The organism is Pseudomonas sp. DR208 (assembly GCF_019823005.1).
GTDB classification, from domain to species: Bacteria; Pseudomonadota; Gammaproteobacteria; order Pseudomonadales; family Pseudomonadaceae; genus Aquipseudomonas; species Aquipseudomonas extremorientalis.
The window spans coordinates 2703995-2720675 of the sequence record NZ_CP081944.1; the positions used below are offsets into that span (position 1 = coordinate 2703995).

At 63.6% G+C, this 16681-nt stretch carries 17 protein-coding genes; 9 read left to right on the plus strand and 8 right to left on the minus strand.

Annotated elements, in window-relative coordinates:
- Positions 1 to 5 precede the first annotated feature (5 nt).
- From K5K89_RS12260 to K5K89_RS12270, 3 genes are all read right to left on the minus strand, one after another.
- Positions 6 to 1016: a transketolase-like TK C-terminal-containing protein gene (locus K5K89_RS12260; protein WP_222541497.1), complete on the minus strand. Its 1011-nt coding sequence runs from the start codon at positions 1014 to 1016 to the stop codon at positions 6 to 8.
- Between the two features lie 333 nt (positions 1017 to 1349).
- Positions 1350 to 2378, minus strand: a complete 1029-nt coding sequence (locus K5K89_RS12265; RefSeq protein WP_071492020.1) for an AraC family transcriptional regulator — start codon at positions 2376 to 2378, stop codon at positions 1350 to 1352.
- On the minus strand, positions 2375 to 3505 hold the full coding sequence (locus tag K5K89_RS12270) for a carbon-nitrogen hydrolase family protein (protein ID WP_092244796.1): 1131 nt from the start codon (positions 3503 to 3505) through the stop codon (positions 2375 to 2377). Before K5K89_RS12270 ends, K5K89_RS12265 begins: the two co-directional genes overlap by 4 nt.
- A gap of 212 nt (positions 3506 to 3717) precedes the next feature.
- Between K5K89_RS12270 and K5K89_RS12275 the strand changes: the two genes are divergently transcribed.
- Positions 3718 to 5757, plus strand: coding sequence for an NADPH-dependent 2,4-dienoyl-CoA reductase (locus tag K5K89_RS12275; protein WP_222541498.1), 2040 nt, complete (start codon positions 3718 to 3720; stop codon positions 5755 to 5757).
- Positions 5758 to 5813: 56 nt separating this feature from the next.
- Entirely contained in the window at positions 5814 to 6698 is an 885-nt protein-coding gene (locus tag K5K89_RS12280; RefSeq protein WP_071492017.1) for a 1-aminocyclopropane-1-carboxylate deaminase/D-cysteine desulfhydrase, read from the plus strand.
- Here the strand turns inward: K5K89_RS12280 and K5K89_RS12285 are convergent.
- From K5K89_RS12285 to K5K89_RS12295, 3 genes are all read right to left on the minus strand, one after another.
- Positions 6688 to 7245, minus strand: a complete 558-nt coding sequence (locus K5K89_RS12285) for a cytochrome b (protein WP_071492016.1) — start codon at positions 7243 to 7245, stop codon at positions 6688 to 6690. The two genes, K5K89_RS12280 and K5K89_RS12285, sit on opposite strands and share 11 nt — an antisense overlap.
- Positions 7246 to 7359: 114 nt before the next feature.
- Positions 7360 to 8187 (minus strand): phosphonoacetaldehyde hydrolase, encoded by an 828-nt coding sequence (gene phnX, locus K5K89_RS12290; protein WP_222541499.1) that lies wholly within the window; start codon positions 8185 to 8187, stop codon positions 7360 to 7362.
- On the minus strand, positions 8184 to 9305 hold the full coding sequence (locus tag K5K89_RS12295) for a 2-aminoethylphosphonate--pyruvate transaminase (protein ID WP_222541500.1): 1122 nt from the start codon (positions 9303 to 9305) through the stop codon (positions 8184 to 8186). The genes phnX and K5K89_RS12295 overlap by 4 nt, the downstream gene beginning before the upstream one ends.
- Before the next feature lie 110 nt (positions 9306 to 9415).
- Here K5K89_RS12295 and K5K89_RS12300 point away from each other — a divergent pair, with 110 nt between their 5' ends.
- Positions 9416 to 10273, plus strand: coding sequence for a LysR substrate-binding domain-containing protein (locus tag K5K89_RS12300; protein WP_071492013.1), 858 nt, complete (start codon positions 9416 to 9418; stop codon positions 10271 to 10273).
- Between the two features lie 100 nt (positions 10274 to 10373).
- The gene (locus tag K5K89_RS12305) at positions 10374 to 11081 is read left to right on the plus strand and encodes a YebC/PmpR family DNA-binding transcriptional regulator (protein ID WP_058423896.1); all 708 of its coding nucleotides are present in this window, start codon (positions 10374 to 10376) and stop codon (positions 11079 to 11081) included.
- A gap of 43 nt (positions 11082 to 11124) precedes the next feature.
- Here K5K89_RS12305 and K5K89_RS12310 read toward each other — a convergent pair whose 3' ends face one another.
- Together K5K89_RS12310 and zapE are read right to left on the minus strand one after the other, a co-directional pair.
- On the minus strand, positions 11125 to 12426 hold the full coding sequence (locus tag K5K89_RS12310) for a protein kinase (RefSeq protein WP_222541501.1): 1302 nt from the start codon (positions 12424 to 12426) through the stop codon (positions 11125 to 11127).
- A 39-nt stretch (positions 12427 to 12465) separates the two neighbouring features.
- Positions 12466 to 13560, minus strand: coding sequence for a cell division protein ZapE (gene zapE / locus K5K89_RS12315; RefSeq protein WP_222541502.1), 1095 nt, complete (start codon positions 13558 to 13560; stop codon positions 12466 to 12468).
- A 224-nt stretch (positions 13561 to 13784) separates the two neighbouring features.
- Here zapE and K5K89_RS12320 point away from each other — a divergent pair, with 224 nt between their 5' ends.
- Genes K5K89_RS12320 through K5K89_RS12340 form a run of 5 tightly spaced genes read left to right on the plus strand, consistent with a single transcriptional unit; the run spans position 13785 to position 16675 of the window.
- On the plus strand, positions 13785 to 14273 hold the full coding sequence (locus tag K5K89_RS12320; protein WP_222541702.1) for a spore coat U domain-containing protein: 489 nt from the start codon (positions 13785 to 13787) through the stop codon (positions 14271 to 14273).
- Positions 14267 to 14809: a spore coat U domain-containing protein gene (locus K5K89_RS12325; RefSeq protein WP_222541503.1), complete on the plus strand. Its 543-nt coding sequence runs from the start codon at positions 14267 to 14269 to the stop codon at positions 14807 to 14809. The genes K5K89_RS12320 and K5K89_RS12325 overlap by 7 nt, the downstream gene beginning before the upstream one ends.
- Before the next feature lie 18 nt (positions 14810 to 14827).
- Positions 14828 to 15370 carry a spore coat U domain-containing protein gene (locus K5K89_RS12330; protein WP_222541504.1) on the plus strand — a complete coding sequence of 181 codons (543 nt, stop codon included), beginning with the start codon at positions 14828 to 14830 and terminating at the stop codon, positions 15368 to 15370.
- Between the two features lie 2 nt (positions 15371 to 15372).
- The gene (locus tag K5K89_RS12335; protein ID WP_222541505.1) at positions 15373 to 15861 is read left to right on the plus strand and encodes a spore coat U domain-containing protein; all 489 of its coding nucleotides are present in this window, start codon (positions 15373 to 15375) and stop codon (positions 15859 to 15861) included.
- A gap of 25 nt (positions 15862 to 15886) precedes the next feature.
- A complete protein-coding gene (locus K5K89_RS12340; protein ID WP_222541506.1) occupies positions 15887 to 16675 on the plus strand; it encodes a molecular chaperone in 789 nt (262 codons plus the stop codon).
- Positions 16676 to 16681: the final 6 nt, after the last annotated feature.

The following is a 16681-nucleotide window of genomic DNA, read 5'->3' on the forward strand; positions in this document are numbered from 1 at the left end:
TGCCGTCACTCGCATTCCACTGCATAGCGCTTCATCGCGTCCTGCACTTGCCGTGTGTCGATCCGCCCTTCATCCGCCAATGCCCTGAGCGCCGATACCACGATCCAGTATCGACTCGGCGCCGCCGCCTGTACCGACCCCGCGCCCAGCGCCACAAAGCGTGCATCCACGTGCGCCCCCAACTGATCGACAATCGCCTGCGGATACCCGGTCACCGCAATCACCGGCGCAGCGCTTCCCGCCAGGCAATCACGCAAATGGCAACCGCGCTTGGGCAGCCTGGGGTGCAGGCGATTCCAGCGTTCAGCGGTCGCTGCCTCGCGGGCCAGTCGTGTGTAGCTGGGGCAGCTCCATAGCTGCGCGCTGATGTTCCAGTGCTGTTTGAGCAAGCGCCTGGCGTGCACCACCTCGTCAAGCGCGCGGCCTGCGCCGAGCAATCGCACATCGAAGGGGCTGTTGCGCTGGAGTGGATACATGCCCTTGAGCGCGGCCTCCCGGTCCTGCTCACTCAACGGCGCTGCACTGTCCTGATCGTGCAACGCGAGGTAATAGAAACCGGGCTTGCCCTCGACATACAGGCTTCGCAACGCCGCCAGCACAATCGCGCGGGCTTCTTCCCCCGAGGCCGGGTCATACGGGGTACAGCGCGGATGAGTGGCCAGCCACAACGGCAAGGACGGCTGCGCACCTTTGGGCCAGCGGGAGGGCTGGTTTTCAATGTCGTTGCACAGGATGCCGCGCTGCCGGGTAACCTTCGATAGCGCGCTCAACTGTGCCGCCGAGTGCGCGCTGTGCAGGTACAGCAAGGGTTTTTCCACGGCGTTGCGGGCGAACCAGGCGGGCCAGTTACCCACGCGTCGGGAGTGCGACTGGCCGTGGATCACCCAGGCCTGGCGGCTGGATTCGAGGGTGCTGGCCATGCTGATCACGGTGTGCAACGGTGACCGGCTGGCGGGAGTGGCAGTGCTCAAGGCGTCGATACAGAGCTGCGCGGCGTGTGCGGTAGCGGCGGTCATGGAGAGGGTCACCTGGCGACGAGTGCCCATACCCTAATGGAAATTCGCATGTGATTGCAATTGCAATGATTGCAATAGTGCCTCATCCCTCGGGTGCTAAATCCCTGCAGCGCTGCTACGTTTAATCCTTGAGTGCAGGAACGTCATGACGTCGACATTTTTTCGTCATCACGGCACTTTAGGCTGGTGATGCAGGTCATTTATTTGCAACCCCTGTTAACGCAAGAAGGAGTCCGCCATGGACGATTACCAGGAAGAACTGCTTGAATACCACGCGATTGAGTTGGACCCGCTGGAACCGGCAGACGATGCAACAGAGCTGTAATAAAGACTTCAGGCGGAATGCCGCTGACTGCGGCGAAATTCCCCTGGGGTCTGGTTGTTCCACCGCCTGAAGGCCCGTTGAAATGCCTGGGCCGAGGCAAAACCGAGCAAGTAGGCGATCTCGCCGAACGCCAGTTCCGTGTCGCGGATGTAGGTCATGGCCAGGTCACGGCGGGTGTCGTTGAGAATCGCGCGAAACTGAGTGCCTTCATCGGCCAGTTTGCGGCGCAGCGTCCAGGTCGGCAGCTTCAAGCGTGCCGCCACTTCTTCCAGGTCGGGTTCCCGGCCGCCATTGAGCATCGGCCCGAGCAAACGGGTAATGCGCTCGCGCAGGCTGCGGGTGCGGGTCAGTTGCTCCAACTCTCGCTCACACAGCTGCAACAACAGGTTCCAGGTGCTGGGGCAGTGCTGCGGGTTGCGCAGGGCCAGGGTGTGCTGGCTGAGGCGCAGTTGATTGGCGTCGGCACCGAAGTGAACGTCTCCCAGCGCGTCGTAGCGTTCGCGGTACTCCGGCGCCTCGAACTCGATGTCTATACGCTGCGCCTGCACCGGTTGCCGGGCCAGGCTCGACAACTGATGCAGCCAGCCGGCGATGATCGAGTCCACCACGAAGCGGTTGTAGGCGTTGTAGGGGCTGATGGAGTAGAAGCGCAACCAGGCGCCCTCGGCATCCTCGACGAAGCTCGACTGCCCGCGATAGTTGGAGCCGTACAGCGCCTCGAAACGCGTTAATGCGCGCGCCGCCTCCCGCACGTTGGGTGCCTGGTCGGCGGTGACGCCGGCGAGCCCCGCCTGGCTCAAGCGGCTGAGCTGGCCCATGCGCAGGCCCAGGCCCGGGTCGCCGGTGAGCTGGATGGCGGCGTGGCCCAGGCGCATGTAACGCGGGATCGACAAGCGTGCACCGGCTTCGGCGAGGCGCGCCGAGTCGAGTCCGTATTGCAGTAGCAGCGGCTGCGGGTCCAGGCCGTGGCTGCTGATGGCATCGGCCAGGCTGTGCACGAAGCCCACCGACAGGTCCCCCAGCCGTACCGGTTTCACAGCCAGATATTCAACAAGCGCGCGCCACGGGCCTCGCCATCGGCGCTGATTTGCCCGTTGCTGCTGAGAAAACTGTGCCCGGCGGTGCCCAGGTCCCAGAACTGCCCGCGCAGGAACACGCTCATGCCGGCGCTGGCCTGGCTGATCGGTTGCTGGCTGATCAGCGTAAGACGGCGCCAGGCTTCGCCTTCACTGAGTTCTTCGGGCTTGAGGCTGATTTCGGTCGGGGTGGACACGCTTTTGAAGCCGCGCCACGGACGGTCCCAGGTATCGCGACCCAGCACAAAGGCTGGCACCGCGATCAATTGCGCGCCTTGTTCGTTGAGCTTGCGGTAGTTGTCCGGGTACCAGCTGTCGCTGCCGACCAGCACCCCCAGGCGCCCGGCCGGAGTGTCGACCACGCTGACCATGTTTTCATCGCCAGGCTTGATGAAGCCGCGCTCATCGTAGATCGGGTAGAGCTGGCGCTGCGGATCGCCGATCGGCAGGCCGTCGGCGGCAAACACCACGCTGGCGTTATACAAGGCGCCATGGCCGACCTGCAGTTGACCCTGGCTCACGCTCGGGTTCGGCAGGGTGATGGAGCCGGCCACCAACGTAACGCCGAACTCCTTGGCCAGGCCGCCGAACAACAGCTGATAGTCCCGTGCCATGCCCGAGGCTTTCATACGCAGGTAGGCGTCGTCGGTGCGGTTGTCGCCGGTGGCGCTGATCCAGGCGCGGGCGAACAGCAGCGGGTTGCTGACCGACAGCCAGTTCATCGCATCTTTCACATGGAGCGCCTGGTACACCTCGTTTTTTTCGCCGGTGAGCATCAGCCAGGTGCCGATATGTTCGGGCAGCACCACGATGGTCTTGTCATTGATCAGCCCCTGGTCCCGGGCTTTTTGCAAGTACGCCGCGAGCTTCAGGTGCAGGCGTTCCAGGCTCTGGTAGTCGGCAGGGAACAGTTCCGGCTGGATGCCCAGCAGGTTGCCACGGTCGGCAGGCAGTCCTTCGTTGACGGCGAGGGTGATCCGCAGGTCCGACAGGTAATGCGCCACGGGGCGTTCCTGGGTCCAGACCAGATAGGCGGCGATGGCGGCAACCAGCGCCAGGGAGACGGTAAGAGCAAGAAGTTTACGCATGGGGGAACAGACAACAGACCGTGTGCAGGGTTCGCCGACTAGGGTAGGGCCCATGGGCGGGCTTGCCAAGGGGCGCTGTGCATTTGGATCAATAACTTGTCAGTTTCAGTCATTGAGCCGTCATCCACCGCCTCTTAGTCTGTGGGACATAAACCGATGGCGGGTCGCACGAGCCCGTCACACCCCGTGATGATCCGTTGTGGAGCTTGACCATGACCGCTGCTGCCTACCCGCATCTGCTGGCCCCGTTGGACCTGGGTTTTACCACTTTGCGCAACCGTACCCTGATGGGTTCGATGCACACTGGCCTTGAAGAGAAACCCGGCGGGTTCGAACGCATGGCTGCCTATTTTGCCGAGCGCGCCCGGGGCGGCGTGGGCCTGATGGTCACCGGCGGCATCGGTCCGAATGACGAGGGCGGTGTTTATGCCGGCGCGGCCAAGCTGACCACCGACGCAGAAGCGCAGCAACACAAGATCGTGACCCAGGCGGTACACGCGGCCGGTGGCAAGATCTGCATGCAGATCCTCCACGCCGGCCGATATGCCTACAGCCCCAAACAGGTCGCGCCGAGTGCGATCCAGGCGCCGATCAACCCGTTCAAGCCCAAGGAGCTGGACGAAGAGGGCATCGAGAAGCAGATCCAGGATTTCGTCACCTGCTCGCTGCTGGCCCAGGTCGCCGAGTACGACGGCGTGGAAATCATGGGCTCCGAAGGCTACTTCATTAACCAGTTCCTCGCGGCCCACACCAACCACCGCACCGACCGCTGGGGCGGCAGCTACGAAAACCGCATGCGCCTGGCAGTGGAAATCGTGCGTCGTGTGCGTGAAGCCGTGGGTCCGAATTTCATCATCATCTTCCGCCTGTCGATGCTCGACCTGGTGGAAGGCGGCAGCACCTGGGAAGAAATCGTGCAGTTGGCCAAGGCCATCGAGGGCGCCGGTGCGACGATCATCAACACCGGTATCGGCTGGCACGAGGCGCGCATCCCGACCATCGCCACCAAGGTGCCGCGTGGCGCGTTCAGCAAAGTCACCGCCAAGCTGCGCGGGGCGGTGCAGATTCCGTTGATCACCACCAACCGTATCAACACCCCGGAAATCGCCGAGCAGATTCTCGCCGAAGGCGATGCCGACATGGTCTCCATGGCACGCCCGTTCCTGGCCGACCCGGAGTTCGTCAACAAGGCCGCCGCCGGCCGCGCCGATGAGATCAATACCTGCATCGGCTGCAACCAGGCGTGCCTGGACCACACCTTTGGCGGCAAGCTGACCACTTGCCTGGTCAACCCACGGGCGTGTTACGAAACCGAGCTCAACTATTTGCCCGTTCAGCAGATCAAGAAGATCGCCGTGGTCGGCGCCGGTCCTGCCGGCCTGGCCGCTGCGACGGTGGCCGCCGAGCGTGGCCACCACGTGACCTTGTTCGATTCCGCCAACGAGATCGGCGGCCAGTTCAACATCGCCAAGCGGGTGCCGGGCAAAGAGGAGTTCTTCGAAACCCTGCGCTATTTCAAGCGCAAATTGCAGACCACCCATGTGGAGCTGTGCCTCAACACCCGCGTGGACGTGGCGCAACTGGCGGCGGGCGGCTATGACGAGATCATCCTGGCGACCGGCATCGCGCCGCGTACCCCGGCGATCCCGGGGATCGACAACGCCAAGGTGCTGAGCTACCTGGATGTGATCCTGGAGCGCAAACCGGTCGGCAAGCGCGTGGCGGTGATCGGCGCGGGCGGTATCGGTTTCGACGTGTCTGAGTTCCTCGTGCATCAGGGCGTGTCCACCAGCCTGGACCGCGAAGCGTTCTGGAAGGAATGGGGCATCGACACCCAATTGCAAGCCCGTGGTGGCGTGGCCGGGATCAAGCCGCAACCCCATGCCCCGGCGCGTGAAGTGTTCCTGCTGCAACGCAAGACCTCCAAGGTCGGCGACGGCCTGGGCAAGACCACCGGCTGGATCCACCGTACTGGTTTGAAGAACAAGCAGGTGCAGATGCTCAACAGTGTCGAGTACCTGAAGATCGACGATGCCGGCCTGCACATCCGCATTGGCGCCGAGGGCGAACCCCAGGTGCTGGCGGTGGACAACATCGTCATTTGCGCCGGCCAGGACCCGTTGCGCGAATTGCAGGACGGCCTGGTCGCCGCCGGCCAGAACGTGCACCTGATCGGCGGCGCCGATGTGGCGGCCGAGCTGGACGCCAAGCGCGCCATCAACCAGGGCTCGCGCCTCGCGGCCGAGCTGTAAGACCCGGGGCGGGGCGGTGGTAGACTACCGCCCCGTTTTCATGCAGATCCCGCCCGATGGGTCCCTTCGATTGGCTTCCCCACGCACCGCTTGAACCGCTGTATCTGGATTGGCTCAGAGGTGTCGAGCTGGCCGTGCTGCGCCTGGATCGCATCGACCCGCTGATCAGCGGCAACAAGTGGTTCAAGCTCACCGGGCATCTGGCGCAGGCGCAGGCCGCTCGTGGCCTGATCAGCCTGGGCGGGGCTTACTCCAACCATCTGCATGCCTTGGCTGCCGCCGGCAAGCGCTTCGGTTTCCCTACCGTCGGCCTGCTGCGCGGGCACCCGCAAGACACGGCCACCGTCCTCGACTTGAAAGCTTTTGGCATGCAGTTGCATTGGCTGGGTTATGGCGGTTATCGCGCGCGGCATGAACCGGGTTTCTGGTTGCCGTGGCGTGAGCAGTATCCCCACCTGCACCCCGTGCCCGAGGGCGGCGGTGGCCGTGCGGGCGCCCTGGGTTGCGCGGTGCTGGTCGAGCAGGTGCGTGTACAGTTGCACAGCGTGGGCTGGACGGATTACGACGCCTGGTGGCTGGCCGCAGGCACCGGCACCACCCTGGCCGGCCTGGCGCTGGCAGAGGCGGGCGCGCACCCGGTGTACGGCGCCATGGCGGTGCCGGACGATCACGGTGTGGCGCAGAACGTCGAGGCCATCGTGCAGGGCGGCTATGAACTGCTGGACGCCAGCCGAGGTGGCTTCGCCAAAATCGACGCCGAGCTGCTCGACTTCATCGAGAGCACGCAACAAGCCTGCGGCGTGCCCCTGGAACCGCTCTACACCGGCAAGGCGTTACTGGCCTTGAAGGTGCAAATCGAAGCCGGACGCTTCGCCCCCGGCACTCGTCTGGTCTTCGTCCACACCGGCGGTCTCCAAGGCCGGCGCGGCTTCAAGGGTTAGCGCGCTTGCCCGGCATCATCCGCAACGCGGTGTTATCCCGCAGGATGTAGTGGTGAGCGATCCCGGCCAATGCATGCAGGCCGATCAACCAGTAACCGATCTTGCCGAACAGCACATGCCAGCCTTCAATCTGCTTGGCCAGCGCCTTGTTTTCCGCGATCAGCGGCGGCAATTCAATGCCGTAGAACATCACTGAATGCCCCTCGGCACTGACAATCAGCCAGCCGGCGATCGGCATGCCGATCATCAATGCGTACAGGGCAAAGTGCATCAGGGTTGCCAGCAGGCTCTGCCACGGCGGCGGCGCCGGTACGATCTTTGGCGCTACCCCCAGGCTGCGTGCGAACAGGCGCAGCCACACCAGCACAAACACGGTGAGGCCGAACATGAAGTGCATCTCGACGATCAACGTTCGTGCACCGCTGCCTTTGGGAAACTGTCCGCGTAACTCAATGCAGGCGTAGACCACCGCCAGTAGCACCACCATCAACCAGTGCAACGCAATCGACATGGTGCTGTAGCGTGTATCGGAGTTTTTCCACGGCATCGCTGGGTTCCTCACTCATCAGGGCATACCTCCATTCTTTGGCGATGGAGTCCTTTAACTGTATGCCGGTTTTGAGCGGATTGCCTGGGGTAAGTGCCGTGATGTTGACCTCTATCAGTCGCTCTGCGGCATTTCCCCACGGGCCAGGCGCCGATTGATTTCAGTGATCACCGCAGGCAAGTCGTTGATGGTGTCGATCAAGTAATGCGGACGTGAACCTTCGAACATCGCTTCGATGCGCTTGCGCTCGCTGGCCAGAGTCGCGGCATCCAGGGCGCGGAACTGTTCGTAGGTCAACCCCATTGCATTGCCGGAGCAGGTCAGGGCCACGGTCCACATGCCGGCGCGCCGCCCTTCGAGGATGCCCGGCACGGTGTCGTCGACCTTCACGCATGCCGCCACATCGTCAATGCCCAGGGCGATGACGTTGGCCAGGGCCTGGGCCGGCCATGGGCGACCGTTGGGCACTTCGTCGGTGGCGACCACATGGTCGGCGATATAGCCGTTGGTGGCGGCCAGGGCGACCACCTTGTCCATCACTTGCTTGGGGTAGCCGGAGCAGGAACCGATCTTGATGCCTTGTACCCGCAGCCGGGCGAGGGTGTCGAGGGCGCCGGGAATCAGCGCCGAGTGCTCGGCGATCTTCTCGATCTGCAACGGCATGAAGCGTTGGTAGATGGCCGTCACGTCATCGTCGGTGGGCGTGCGACCGAAGGCCTTGCGGTAGCGCTCGGCGACCTGCGGCTGATCGCACAAGGCACGGATGTGATCCCACTTGCCCATGCCCATCGGGCCACGGGCTTCTTCGATGGAGACTTGCACGTCGAATTCGGCGAAGGCTTCGACAAAGATCTGCGTGGGGGCGAAGGAGCCGAAGTCGACCACGGTGCCGGCCCAATCGAGGATCACGGCTTGCAGGGCGTTGGGGTTCTGGTAGTTCATGCGTGTGCTCCAATCGATGAGAGGGTGAGACCCATGGCCTGCAAGCCGTCGGCGATGGCGGTGACGGCGGCGTGCATGTCGTTGGCATCGACATGGCCGATGCAGCCCACGCGGAAGGTTTCCACCTGGGTCAGTTTGCCCGGATACAAGATGAACCCCCTGGCCTTGACCCGTTCGTAGAAATCCCTGAACTGGTAGCGCGGGTCCTGGGGCGCGTGGAAGGTGACGATGATCGGCGCCTGGATGGCGGCCGGCAGGAAACTGCGCAGGCCCAGTTCGGCCATGCCGTCCAGCAGTGCCTTGCAGTTATGGGCATAGCGTTGATGACGTGCGGGCAGGCCGCCTTCCTCGGCATATTGCAGCAGCGCTTCATGCAGGGCCGCCACCACGTGGGTCGGTGGGGTGAAGCGCCATTGGCCGGTCCTAGCCATGTAGCTGTGCTGGTCGAACAGGTCCATTGCCAGGGAGTGGCAGTTGCCTTCGGCGGCGCTCAACGCCTGTTTGTCGACGAAGACAAAACCCATGCCCGGCACGCCTTCCAGGCACTTGCCGGAGGCGGCGATCAGGGCGTCGAATGGCACCGTGCGGGCATCGATGGGCAACGCGCCGAAGGAGCTCATGGCATCGACGATCAGGCGCTTGCCGTGGTGTTTCACCACCTGGGCGATCTCGGCCAATGGGTTGAGAATACCGGTGCTGGTTTCGCAGTGGATCAGCGCGACATGGGTAATGGCCTTATCGGCGTGCAGCAGGCGGCCCACATCGGCGGCGGTGGTGGGTTGGTCCTCGGCGGTTTCGAAGGTGCTGAAATCGCGGCCCAGTACTTCGCAGATTTTCGCAAGGCGCTTGCCGTAGGCGCCGTTGATCAGCACCAGTACCTTGCCGTTGCGCGGGACCAGGGTGCCGATGGCCGCTTCGACGGCGAAGGTGCCGCTGCCTTGCAAAGGCACGCAATGGTGGCTGGCGGCGCCGTCGATGATTGCCAGCAACTGTTCGCAGACGCTGGCGGTGAGCTGGTTGAAGCGCTCGTCCCATGAACCCCAATCCACCAGCATGGCCTGGCGGGTGCGGTTCGAGGTGGTCAGGGGACCTGGGGTCAGCAGGATGGGCGTCGTCATTACAAATCCTCGCGAAGCATCGGTTGAATCTACAGCGCCTAAATTGCAGTTTGGCTTGTCATCAATCAAATTGTTTGTTGTTATGCGAGCTATCAGTGAGGCCGATAACTATGAACCTGTTCCAACTGCGTGCATTCGATGCCGTGGCCCGCGAGGGCAGTTTTACCCGTGCGGCGGCGCGGCTGTTCATCAGCCAGCCGGCGGTGACCGGGCATATCAAGGCCCTGGAGGAGCACTACCAGATCGCGTTGTTGCGCCGCACCGCCAGGCGGGTGGAACTGACCGAGGAAGGCACGCGGCTGGCGGCCATCACCCGGGCGATCTTCGGCCTGGTGGACGAAGCGCAGACCCTGCTGGAGGCCAATCGCCAATTGCTCACCGGACGCCTGGAAGTGGCGGCGGACGGTCCGCACCTGGTGATGCCGATGATCGCCAGCCTGCGTGCACGCTACCCGGGCATCACCGTGAACCTGCGCCTGGGCAATGCTCAGGAAACCCTGGCGGCGCTGTTGTCCGAGCATGCGGACGTGGCGGTGCTGACCGAGGTCGAGCCGCGCAATGGCCTGCACCTGCAGCCTTTGGCCGAATCGCGGATCTGCGCGCTGGTGCCGGTGGCGCATCCGTGGGCGAGGCAATCCGAGGGCGTTCACCTGGAGCAACTGCATGAGGTCATCATGGTGCTGCGCGAACCCGGCTCCATCACCCGGCGCACGTTTGACGGTGCTTGCCTGGCTGCCGGTGTACAACCCAAGGTGTTGCTGGAGCTGGACAGTCGCGAGGCGGTGACCGAAGCCGTGGCTGCCGAATTGGGGGTTGGGGTGGTGTCGTCGATGGAGGTCAGCCCCGACCCGCGCGTGCGCGCCGTGCCGATCCAGGGCGACGGCCTGGTGAACCGGCACCTGCTCGGTTGCATGGAACGGCGCAGCGCATTGCGCCTGATCCAGGCGTTTTTCGAGTTGGCGCCCTGACGGTTTTTTGGTGGAACGATGTGTTTTTGCGCTATAAACTCTGCCCCCAAAGCGCCGGCCAGTAGACGTTTGGGCGCGATGGACATAAAGAGAGTGAGTCATGGGCGCACAGTGGAAAGTCAAACATAAAGAAGCGGCAGCCAATGCCAAGGGCAAGATCTTCGGCAAGCTGGTGAAAGAAATCACCATTGCCGCCCGCAATGGCGCCGACACCGCAACCAACGCGCACCTGCGTCTGGTGGTGGAACAGGCGAAAAAAGCCTCGATGCCCAAGGAAACCCTGGACCGCGCCATCAAGAAAGGCGCCGGTCTGCTCGGCGAAACCGTGCAATACCATCGCGTGACCTACGAAGGGTTCGCCCCGCACCAGGTGCCGCTGATCGTCGAATGCGTAACCGATAACATCAACCGCACCGTGGCGGAAATCCGCGTGGCCTTCCGCAAGGGCCAGCTCGGCGCTTCCGGTTCCGTGGCCTGGGACTTCAACCACGTCGGCCTGATCGAAGCCTCGCCGGACAGCCCGGACGCCGATCCGGAAATGGCCGCAATCGAAGCCGGCGCCCAGGATTTCGAAGCAGGTGAAGAAGAGGGCACCACCCTGTTCATCACCGAGACCACCGACCTCGACGCCGTGCAGAAAGCCTTGCCGGAGCAGGGTTTTACCGTGTTGTCGGCCAAGCTCGGCTACCTCTCGAAGAACCCGGTGAGCGGTTTGAGCGATGAGCAGATGGCGGAAGTCGAAGCCTTCCTCGAAGGCCTGGACAACCACGATGACGTGCAGGATATGTTCGTCGGCCTGGCCGGCTGATCCCTCACAATGCGGGAGGGGACTTGCCACCTCCCACATCGGATCAGCGGAGTTGGATTGATTCCAGGAGCGCTTCGATCTCTTCGAATCCAGGCCGTGCCAGTACCTCGTGCTGACAGCAGTTTTTCTGCAGCTCGACTAAGTCGCTGCTCACCTGCTCCTCAACCCGCTCCAACAATTCCCCCAGCAAAATTCCGAACGCCCGCACTTCAATACGCTGCAACGCCCTGGTTTCCAAGGTATTCGCCGTGGCATGGAACGACGCCGCGCCAAAGTCCCCGAGCAGGCAGTCACCTGCTTCATTCCACAGAATATTGTGGCCATACAGGTCGCCATGGGTGATGCCGTGCCGGTGCAGATGCGCCGCTACCGAGGCGATACCACGGGCCATACGCAACGCCACCTCAAGGCTGAAACGGGTGTCCGCTGCGTAGATATCCCGGGTGCACGACGCCAGGCTCGGCAGGGCCGCGAGGTTGCGGTAGCTCGGGTCGATCAGGTCCATCACCAGGGCGGCCTGGTCATCGGGGTGGCCGACCACGCGGCCTTCGACCTTGATCAGGTTGGGGTGCAGCCCGGCGGCGATACAGGCCTGCATTTCGTGCAGCGGCGAACCGTCGCTGGTGATGCTGCCCTTGTAAAGCTTAACGGCGACGGGCTTTCCTGATGGTGCCCAGAGCGCCTTGCGGATCACCCCGGAAGCGCCTTCGCCCAGCACTTCGGCCAGTTCCAGTTCGGACCAGGGAATCTCCGGTGTGGTGTCTTCATCCGCCAGCGTCACCGCCATTTCCACCGGGTTACCGGCGTAGGCCAGCCAGGTCAGGCTCGGCAGCGTCAACAGCCACTCTGGCAGGCGCGTGAACCGGTTGGCGGCGATGCGCAGCAGTTCGAGGTTGTGGCAGTTGGCCAGGCTGTGCGGCAGGTGCGCCAGCTGGTTGCCGGCCAGCATCAGTTTTTGCAGCAATGGCCGTTCGCCCAATGCCTCGGGCAGCGCGCTGATGCGGTTATCGGTCAGGATCAGCCAGCGCAGCAGCGGCGGCAACGCTGCGGCGGGCACGTGGCTGATCTGGTTGGCCTTGAAGCCGATCATGCTCAGGTTGGCGCATTGACCGAGGCAAGCCGGCAGCTCGGTGAACCGGTTGTCCGAGCAGAACAGCACGCGCAGGTGCGGCAGGCGGTGCAGGTCGTCGGGCAGGCTGCTCAGGGCATTGCCGCTGAGGTTGAGGATTTCCAGGGAGTCGGCCAGCTCGAAGATTTCCCGGGGGAACTCGGTCAGCCCGCAGGACAGGTCAAGGCGCGTGATGCCGGCCAATTGGCCGGCCTTGAGTTGGGCGAGGGTATTCATGAACGGCGCGGTCACTCGGCAAAAAGGCGTGGAAGGCGCTCATGATAGCGGGTCGGACGCGGGTTGCGGGGCGGCCTGCTGCAATTGTCCGAGACGGCTGGCGGTGCGGGCGAGGTCGATGGCCTGGCCGCTCAGGGCAATCTCGAGCGGCAATTCGCCGATCAATACCAGATGCTTGTCGCGGTCGTAGAGCACATCCACCAGGTTGATAAAGCGCTGTTGCACGGCAATCGGGCAGTTCGCCAGTTGAGGCAGGCCGTCGATGATCCAGTGGTCGTAGTCCTGGCACAGCAGCAGGTAGTCCATCACCGCCGTCAGTTGTTCGCACAGGTCGTTGAAGGTGAAGGCAATGCTGCGCCCTTCATGGCGGCGGCACATCAAGGTCCGATGGCCCACGCCCAAGGGGCGCGGCGGGCTGTCTGCAGCGGGCAGGTCGAGCGCCGCGCGCTGATCCGGGGTGCCCGGCCACATGTATTGACCGCAGGTAAACCGTTGCGCACTCTGGGCCTGGGGCAGGCTGCGAAAATCCTCGGGCGAGCTGACTTCCAGCACCTCCATGCGCGCGGCGATCAGGTCGATCACCGGCTTGAAGCGCTCATGGTACAGGGGGTTGGGCAGCAACCCTTGCGGTGCATAGTTGGACGTCACCAGCACCAGTACACCGCGCTCGAAGAGGGCCTTGAACAGCCGCGTGATCAGCATGGCATCGCCGATATCATGGACGTGGAATTCGTCGAAACACAGCACCCGGCAGCCTGCCAACTGTTCATCGAGCGTCACGGCCAGGGCATCGTCCTGCGCACGGTGCGTGAACATGCCGCGATGCAGTTGGGCGAAAAAATCATGGAAGTGCACGCGCTGCTTCTCGGCGATCGGCAACGCCTGGAAGAACCCCTCCAGCAGCCAGCTTTTGCCGCGACCCACGGGGCCGTGGAGGTACAGGCTGCGGGCGGGCTGGCCGGCGAGCAGTTGTTGGGTTTCGCGGGCCAGGGCGGCAATTGCGCGGGTTTGACCGGTGCTCAGGGTGTAACCCTGTTGCTCGGCCTTTTGCTGAAAAAACGCGGGAATGGGCGAAGCGTCAAGGGGCCCGGGCTTTTGGCCGAGCAGGCGACGGATCAGGAAAAGCGCGGCCAATGCAAGTCACTCTGTATTTCGATGGTCGCTCACTTTAGGGCGCTCGCTGCGTTTTGACCAATAGAGAAGGGCGCTGCCAGCTATCTCGAAAAAGCATCTCACGCCGGTAATCCTGTCCAGACTGGCAGTTTCTCGCTGAGTGACTAACCTCCTACACAGCAGTCACCCCTGTACAAGGATCTGGGGCAGTGAAGGGACGAGCAGTATTGGCAGTCATGGGCACAATGCTCTGCAACACGGCTTACGGTGCGCAGCTCCAGGTGGAGGTGCGTATCGACGTGCAGCGGGGCTGCCAGTTGGTGGGCACCACCCGCAGCGCTGGCATCGAGCAACTGGGCATATTGGATTTCGGCAGCGGCTCGCGTCTGGATGACCCGGCCGGGCCCCTGAGTGCGGCGCTGATCAGCCAGCGCCAGCCGCGCCTGGAGTGCAACCCCGACACACCGTACCAGGTCCGCGTCGATGGCGGCCTGCATGGTGGCACCGGCGAAGTGCGCTACCTCAGCGCCACCCCATCGACCAAACCCATTCCCTATCGCATCTATGCCGACGCGGCGCGTCGCGTGCCGTTGCTGGTAGATGTGCCGCTCAGCGGCCGGGTGCCGGACACAGGCTTCGTCGACCTGCCGCTCTATGGTCGCATCGAGCCGCTCAAGGACATCCCCGCCGTCGGCCGCTACACCGACCTGCTCAAGGTCACGGTGACATGGTAAGCCGTTGCCTGGCCCTGGTGGCCATGGGCGGCCTGCTGGTGCTGGCAGAGGATGTGCAGGCGGCTGTCGCCAGCGGGTTTATCCAGGCGCGGCTGGTGATCACCGCCAGTTGCGAAGTGAGCAAAAGCGTGGAGAGCGCGCCGGTCAACCCCACGGGCGGCACGGCGATGCTCGACTTCGGCAGTCAGGGCCCGACCTGGAACAACCAGTTGGGTGCCGGCGTCACCGCTGGCGACAAGGCGCCCCTGGCGGTGTCGTGCAACCCCTCGGTCTCGAGCTTCACCGTGACCATCGACGGCGGCACCAACGGTGATGGCACCACCCGGCGCCTGAGCAATGGGCGCCAGATGATTCCTTATCGACTGTCCGCCGACCCGCAGGGGCACAGCACCTATAGCATCGGGCAACAACGCAATTTTGTCGTGGCCAAGGGCACCCAGATACCGATCCCGGTGTTTGGCTCCGTGGTGGCAAATACCAGTGCCTTACCGGCAGGGATCTACACCGACACGTTGACGGTGACACTGGACTGGTAACTCAAGAGGATGAAAACCATGCATGTACTTGTTTCGCGATTAGGTGTTTGCGCACTGGGCCTGGCGACGGCCTCCAGCCTCAACGCGGCGACCACGGTGGCCGGGCAGATCACCTCCAGCCTGATATTGATCGCCAGTTGCCAGGTCAACGGTTCGGGCGCGGCTACCGGATTGAACTTCGGTAGCTTGAATTTCGGCACCACCAATAGCCTGTTCACCAACGCCGATGCCCAGTTGCTGGGCGGTACTGGCACCGGTGGCGCGTTGTCGATCCTGTGTTCCAGCGGCACTACGCCAGCGGTCAAGGTACGCGCCGGTGCACATGACGGCGCGTCCCCCGGGGGCAGCCGTGCATTGGCCGACGGTGCGGGCAACTTCGTGCCCTACGATTTCTACACCGACAGTGGGCACTCCGCGCTGCTGGCGATTGACGGTGTGATCACCCTCGCCACCAGTACCGGCGTGGCGCAAACCGTCAACCTCTACGGTCGCGCGGTGGGCAAGGCGGGGCTGCCGGCGGGCACCTATAGCGACACCGTGGCCGTGGAACTGACGTTCTAGCAATGTGGCTCAGAGCCTTGCTGGCCTGTGGGCTGGCGGTACCGCTGCCGTTGTCGGCGGTGACGAGCCAGAGTTTCCAGGTGAGCGCGACCATCATCCCGGGCTGCCTGATCGTGGGCGGCAGCTCCAATTATGGTGCGCTGACCTATGGCAGTCATTCGGCCCTGGCCACCAGCACGGTCACGGCGGCGCTGACGGGGGGCGTGACGTTGCAATGCACACCGGGCGTGACGCTGAGCATGAGCGTCGACGGCGGGCAGCACAGCAGCACCGGGCGCAATCTGCAGCTCAATAGCGGTAGCGCGCGGGTGGCTTACCAGTTGTTTCGGGATGCGGCGTTCAGTCAGGGCCTGGGGATCGACCAGAGCGTCAACGTGGCCTACAGCGATGCGAACAATATCAGCCTGCCGATCTACGGGCGGGTGCAATTGCCGGGCAATCAGCCTGGGGGGACATACAGCGACACGCTGCAGGTGCAGCTGACGTGGTAAGGCTATCGGTATAAGGAGTGGGGTTATGCGTTCACCATCCCGGCGGTTGTGGGCCGCGGGCATTGCCTTGAGTGCGGTGTGCACGGCGGGGCTTGTGCAGGCGGCCAGCTCTGTGCTGATCTGGCCCATCGACCCGGTGCTGGAGGCCGATCAACAGGCTAGCGCGCTGTGGCTGGAAAACCGTGGGACCGAAACCGCGAGCCTGCAGATTCGTGTGTTTGCCTGGAGCCAGAGTGGTTTCGAAGAGCAATACCAGAACCAGCGTGATGTGATCGGCAGCCCGCCCGTAGCGCGGATCGAGCCGGGGCAGAAACAATTGGTACGCCTGACCCGCACCCGTGAAGTACCACCGGGGCAAGAGTTGGCCTACCGCATCATCATCGATGAAATCCCTTCACCCCTGCAGGTGCCCACGCCGCCGGAAGGCAAGAACACCGCAGCGGCGATCCGCTTTCAGATGCGTTATTCGGTGCCGCTGTTCGCCTACGGCGCGGGCCTGTGGAACAAGGAGGACAGCACGCGCCCGCGTGACCCCAAGGGCGCCGGCAAGCCGGATCTGAGCTGGCACAAGGTCACGGTAGCAGGGCGCGACTACATCGAAGTGCGCAACCAGGGTGCCGTGCATGCGCGCCTTACCGATGCCGCATTCAAGCAGGGTGGGCAGACACGGCCCTTGGTGGATGGCCTGTTGGGCTACGTGTTGCCGGGCGCCAGCATGCGTTGGCCGGTGCCGCCAGCGCTGTCGGCCGACCAGCCGCTGCAGGTCAGGGTCAACGGCGCATCCCAGTTGGAAAGCCTCGCGCCGCAGCGGTAACAAGCC

Excerpts from the sequence above, each read along its gene's own strand:
- K5K89_RS12280 (WP_071492017.1), top strand. The coding sequence starts at position 5,814 with ATGGGTCCCTTCGATTGGCTTCCCCACGCACCGCTTGAACCGCTGTAT.
- K5K89_RS12295 (WP_222541500.1), bottom strand. The coding sequence starts at position 9,305 with ATGACGACGCCCATCCTGCTGACCCCAGGTCCCCTGACCACCTCGAAC.
- K5K89_RS12285 (WP_071492016.1), bottom strand. The coding sequence starts at position 7,245 with ATGCCGTGGAAAAACTCCGATACACGCTACAGCACCATGTCGATTGCG.
- K5K89_RS12330 (WP_222541504.1), top strand. The coding sequence starts at position 14,828 with ATGCATGTACTTGTTTCGCGATTAGGTGTTTGCGCACTGGGCCTGGCG.
- phnX (WP_222541499.1), bottom strand. The coding sequence starts at position 8,187 with ATGAACTACCAGAACCCCAACGCCCTGCAAGCCGTGATCCTCGATTGG.
- K5K89_RS12320 (WP_222541702.1), top strand. The coding sequence starts at position 13,785 with ATGCTCTGCAACACGGCTTACGGTGCGCAGCTCCAGGTGGAGGTGCGT.
- K5K89_RS12305 (WP_058423896.1), top strand. The coding sequence starts at position 10,374 with ATGGGCGCACAGTGGAAAGTCAAACATAAAGAAGCGGCAGCCAATGCC.
- K5K89_RS12275 (WP_222541498.1), top strand. The coding sequence starts at position 3,718 with ATGACCGCTGCTGCCTACCCGCATCTGCTGGCCCCGTTGGACCTGGGT.
- K5K89_RS12260 (WP_222541497.1), bottom strand. The coding sequence starts at position 1,016 with ATGACCGCCGCTACCGCACACGCCGCGCAGCTCTGTATCGACGCCTTG.
- K5K89_RS12340 (WP_222541506.1), top strand. The coding sequence starts at position 15,887 with ATGCGTTCACCATCCCGGCGGTTGTGGGCCGCGGGCATTGCCTTGAGT.
- K5K89_RS12310 (WP_222541501.1), bottom strand. The coding sequence starts at position 12,426 with ATGAATACCCTCGCCCAACTCAAGGCCGGCCAATTGGCCGGCATCACG.
- K5K89_RS12325 (WP_222541503.1), top strand. The coding sequence starts at position 14,267 with ATGGTAAGCCGTTGCCTGGCCCTGGTGGCCATGGGCGGCCTGCTGGTG.
- K5K89_RS12300 (WP_071492013.1), top strand. The coding sequence starts at position 9,416 with ATGAACCTGTTCCAACTGCGTGCATTCGATGCCGTGGCCCGCGAGGGC.
- K5K89_RS12270 (WP_092244796.1), bottom strand. The coding sequence starts at position 3,505 with ATGCGTAAACTTCTTGCTCTTACCGTCTCCCTGGCGCTGGTTGCCGCC.
- K5K89_RS12335 (WP_222541505.1), top strand. The coding sequence starts at position 15,373 with ATGTGGCTCAGAGCCTTGCTGGCCTGTGGGCTGGCGGTACCGCTGCCG.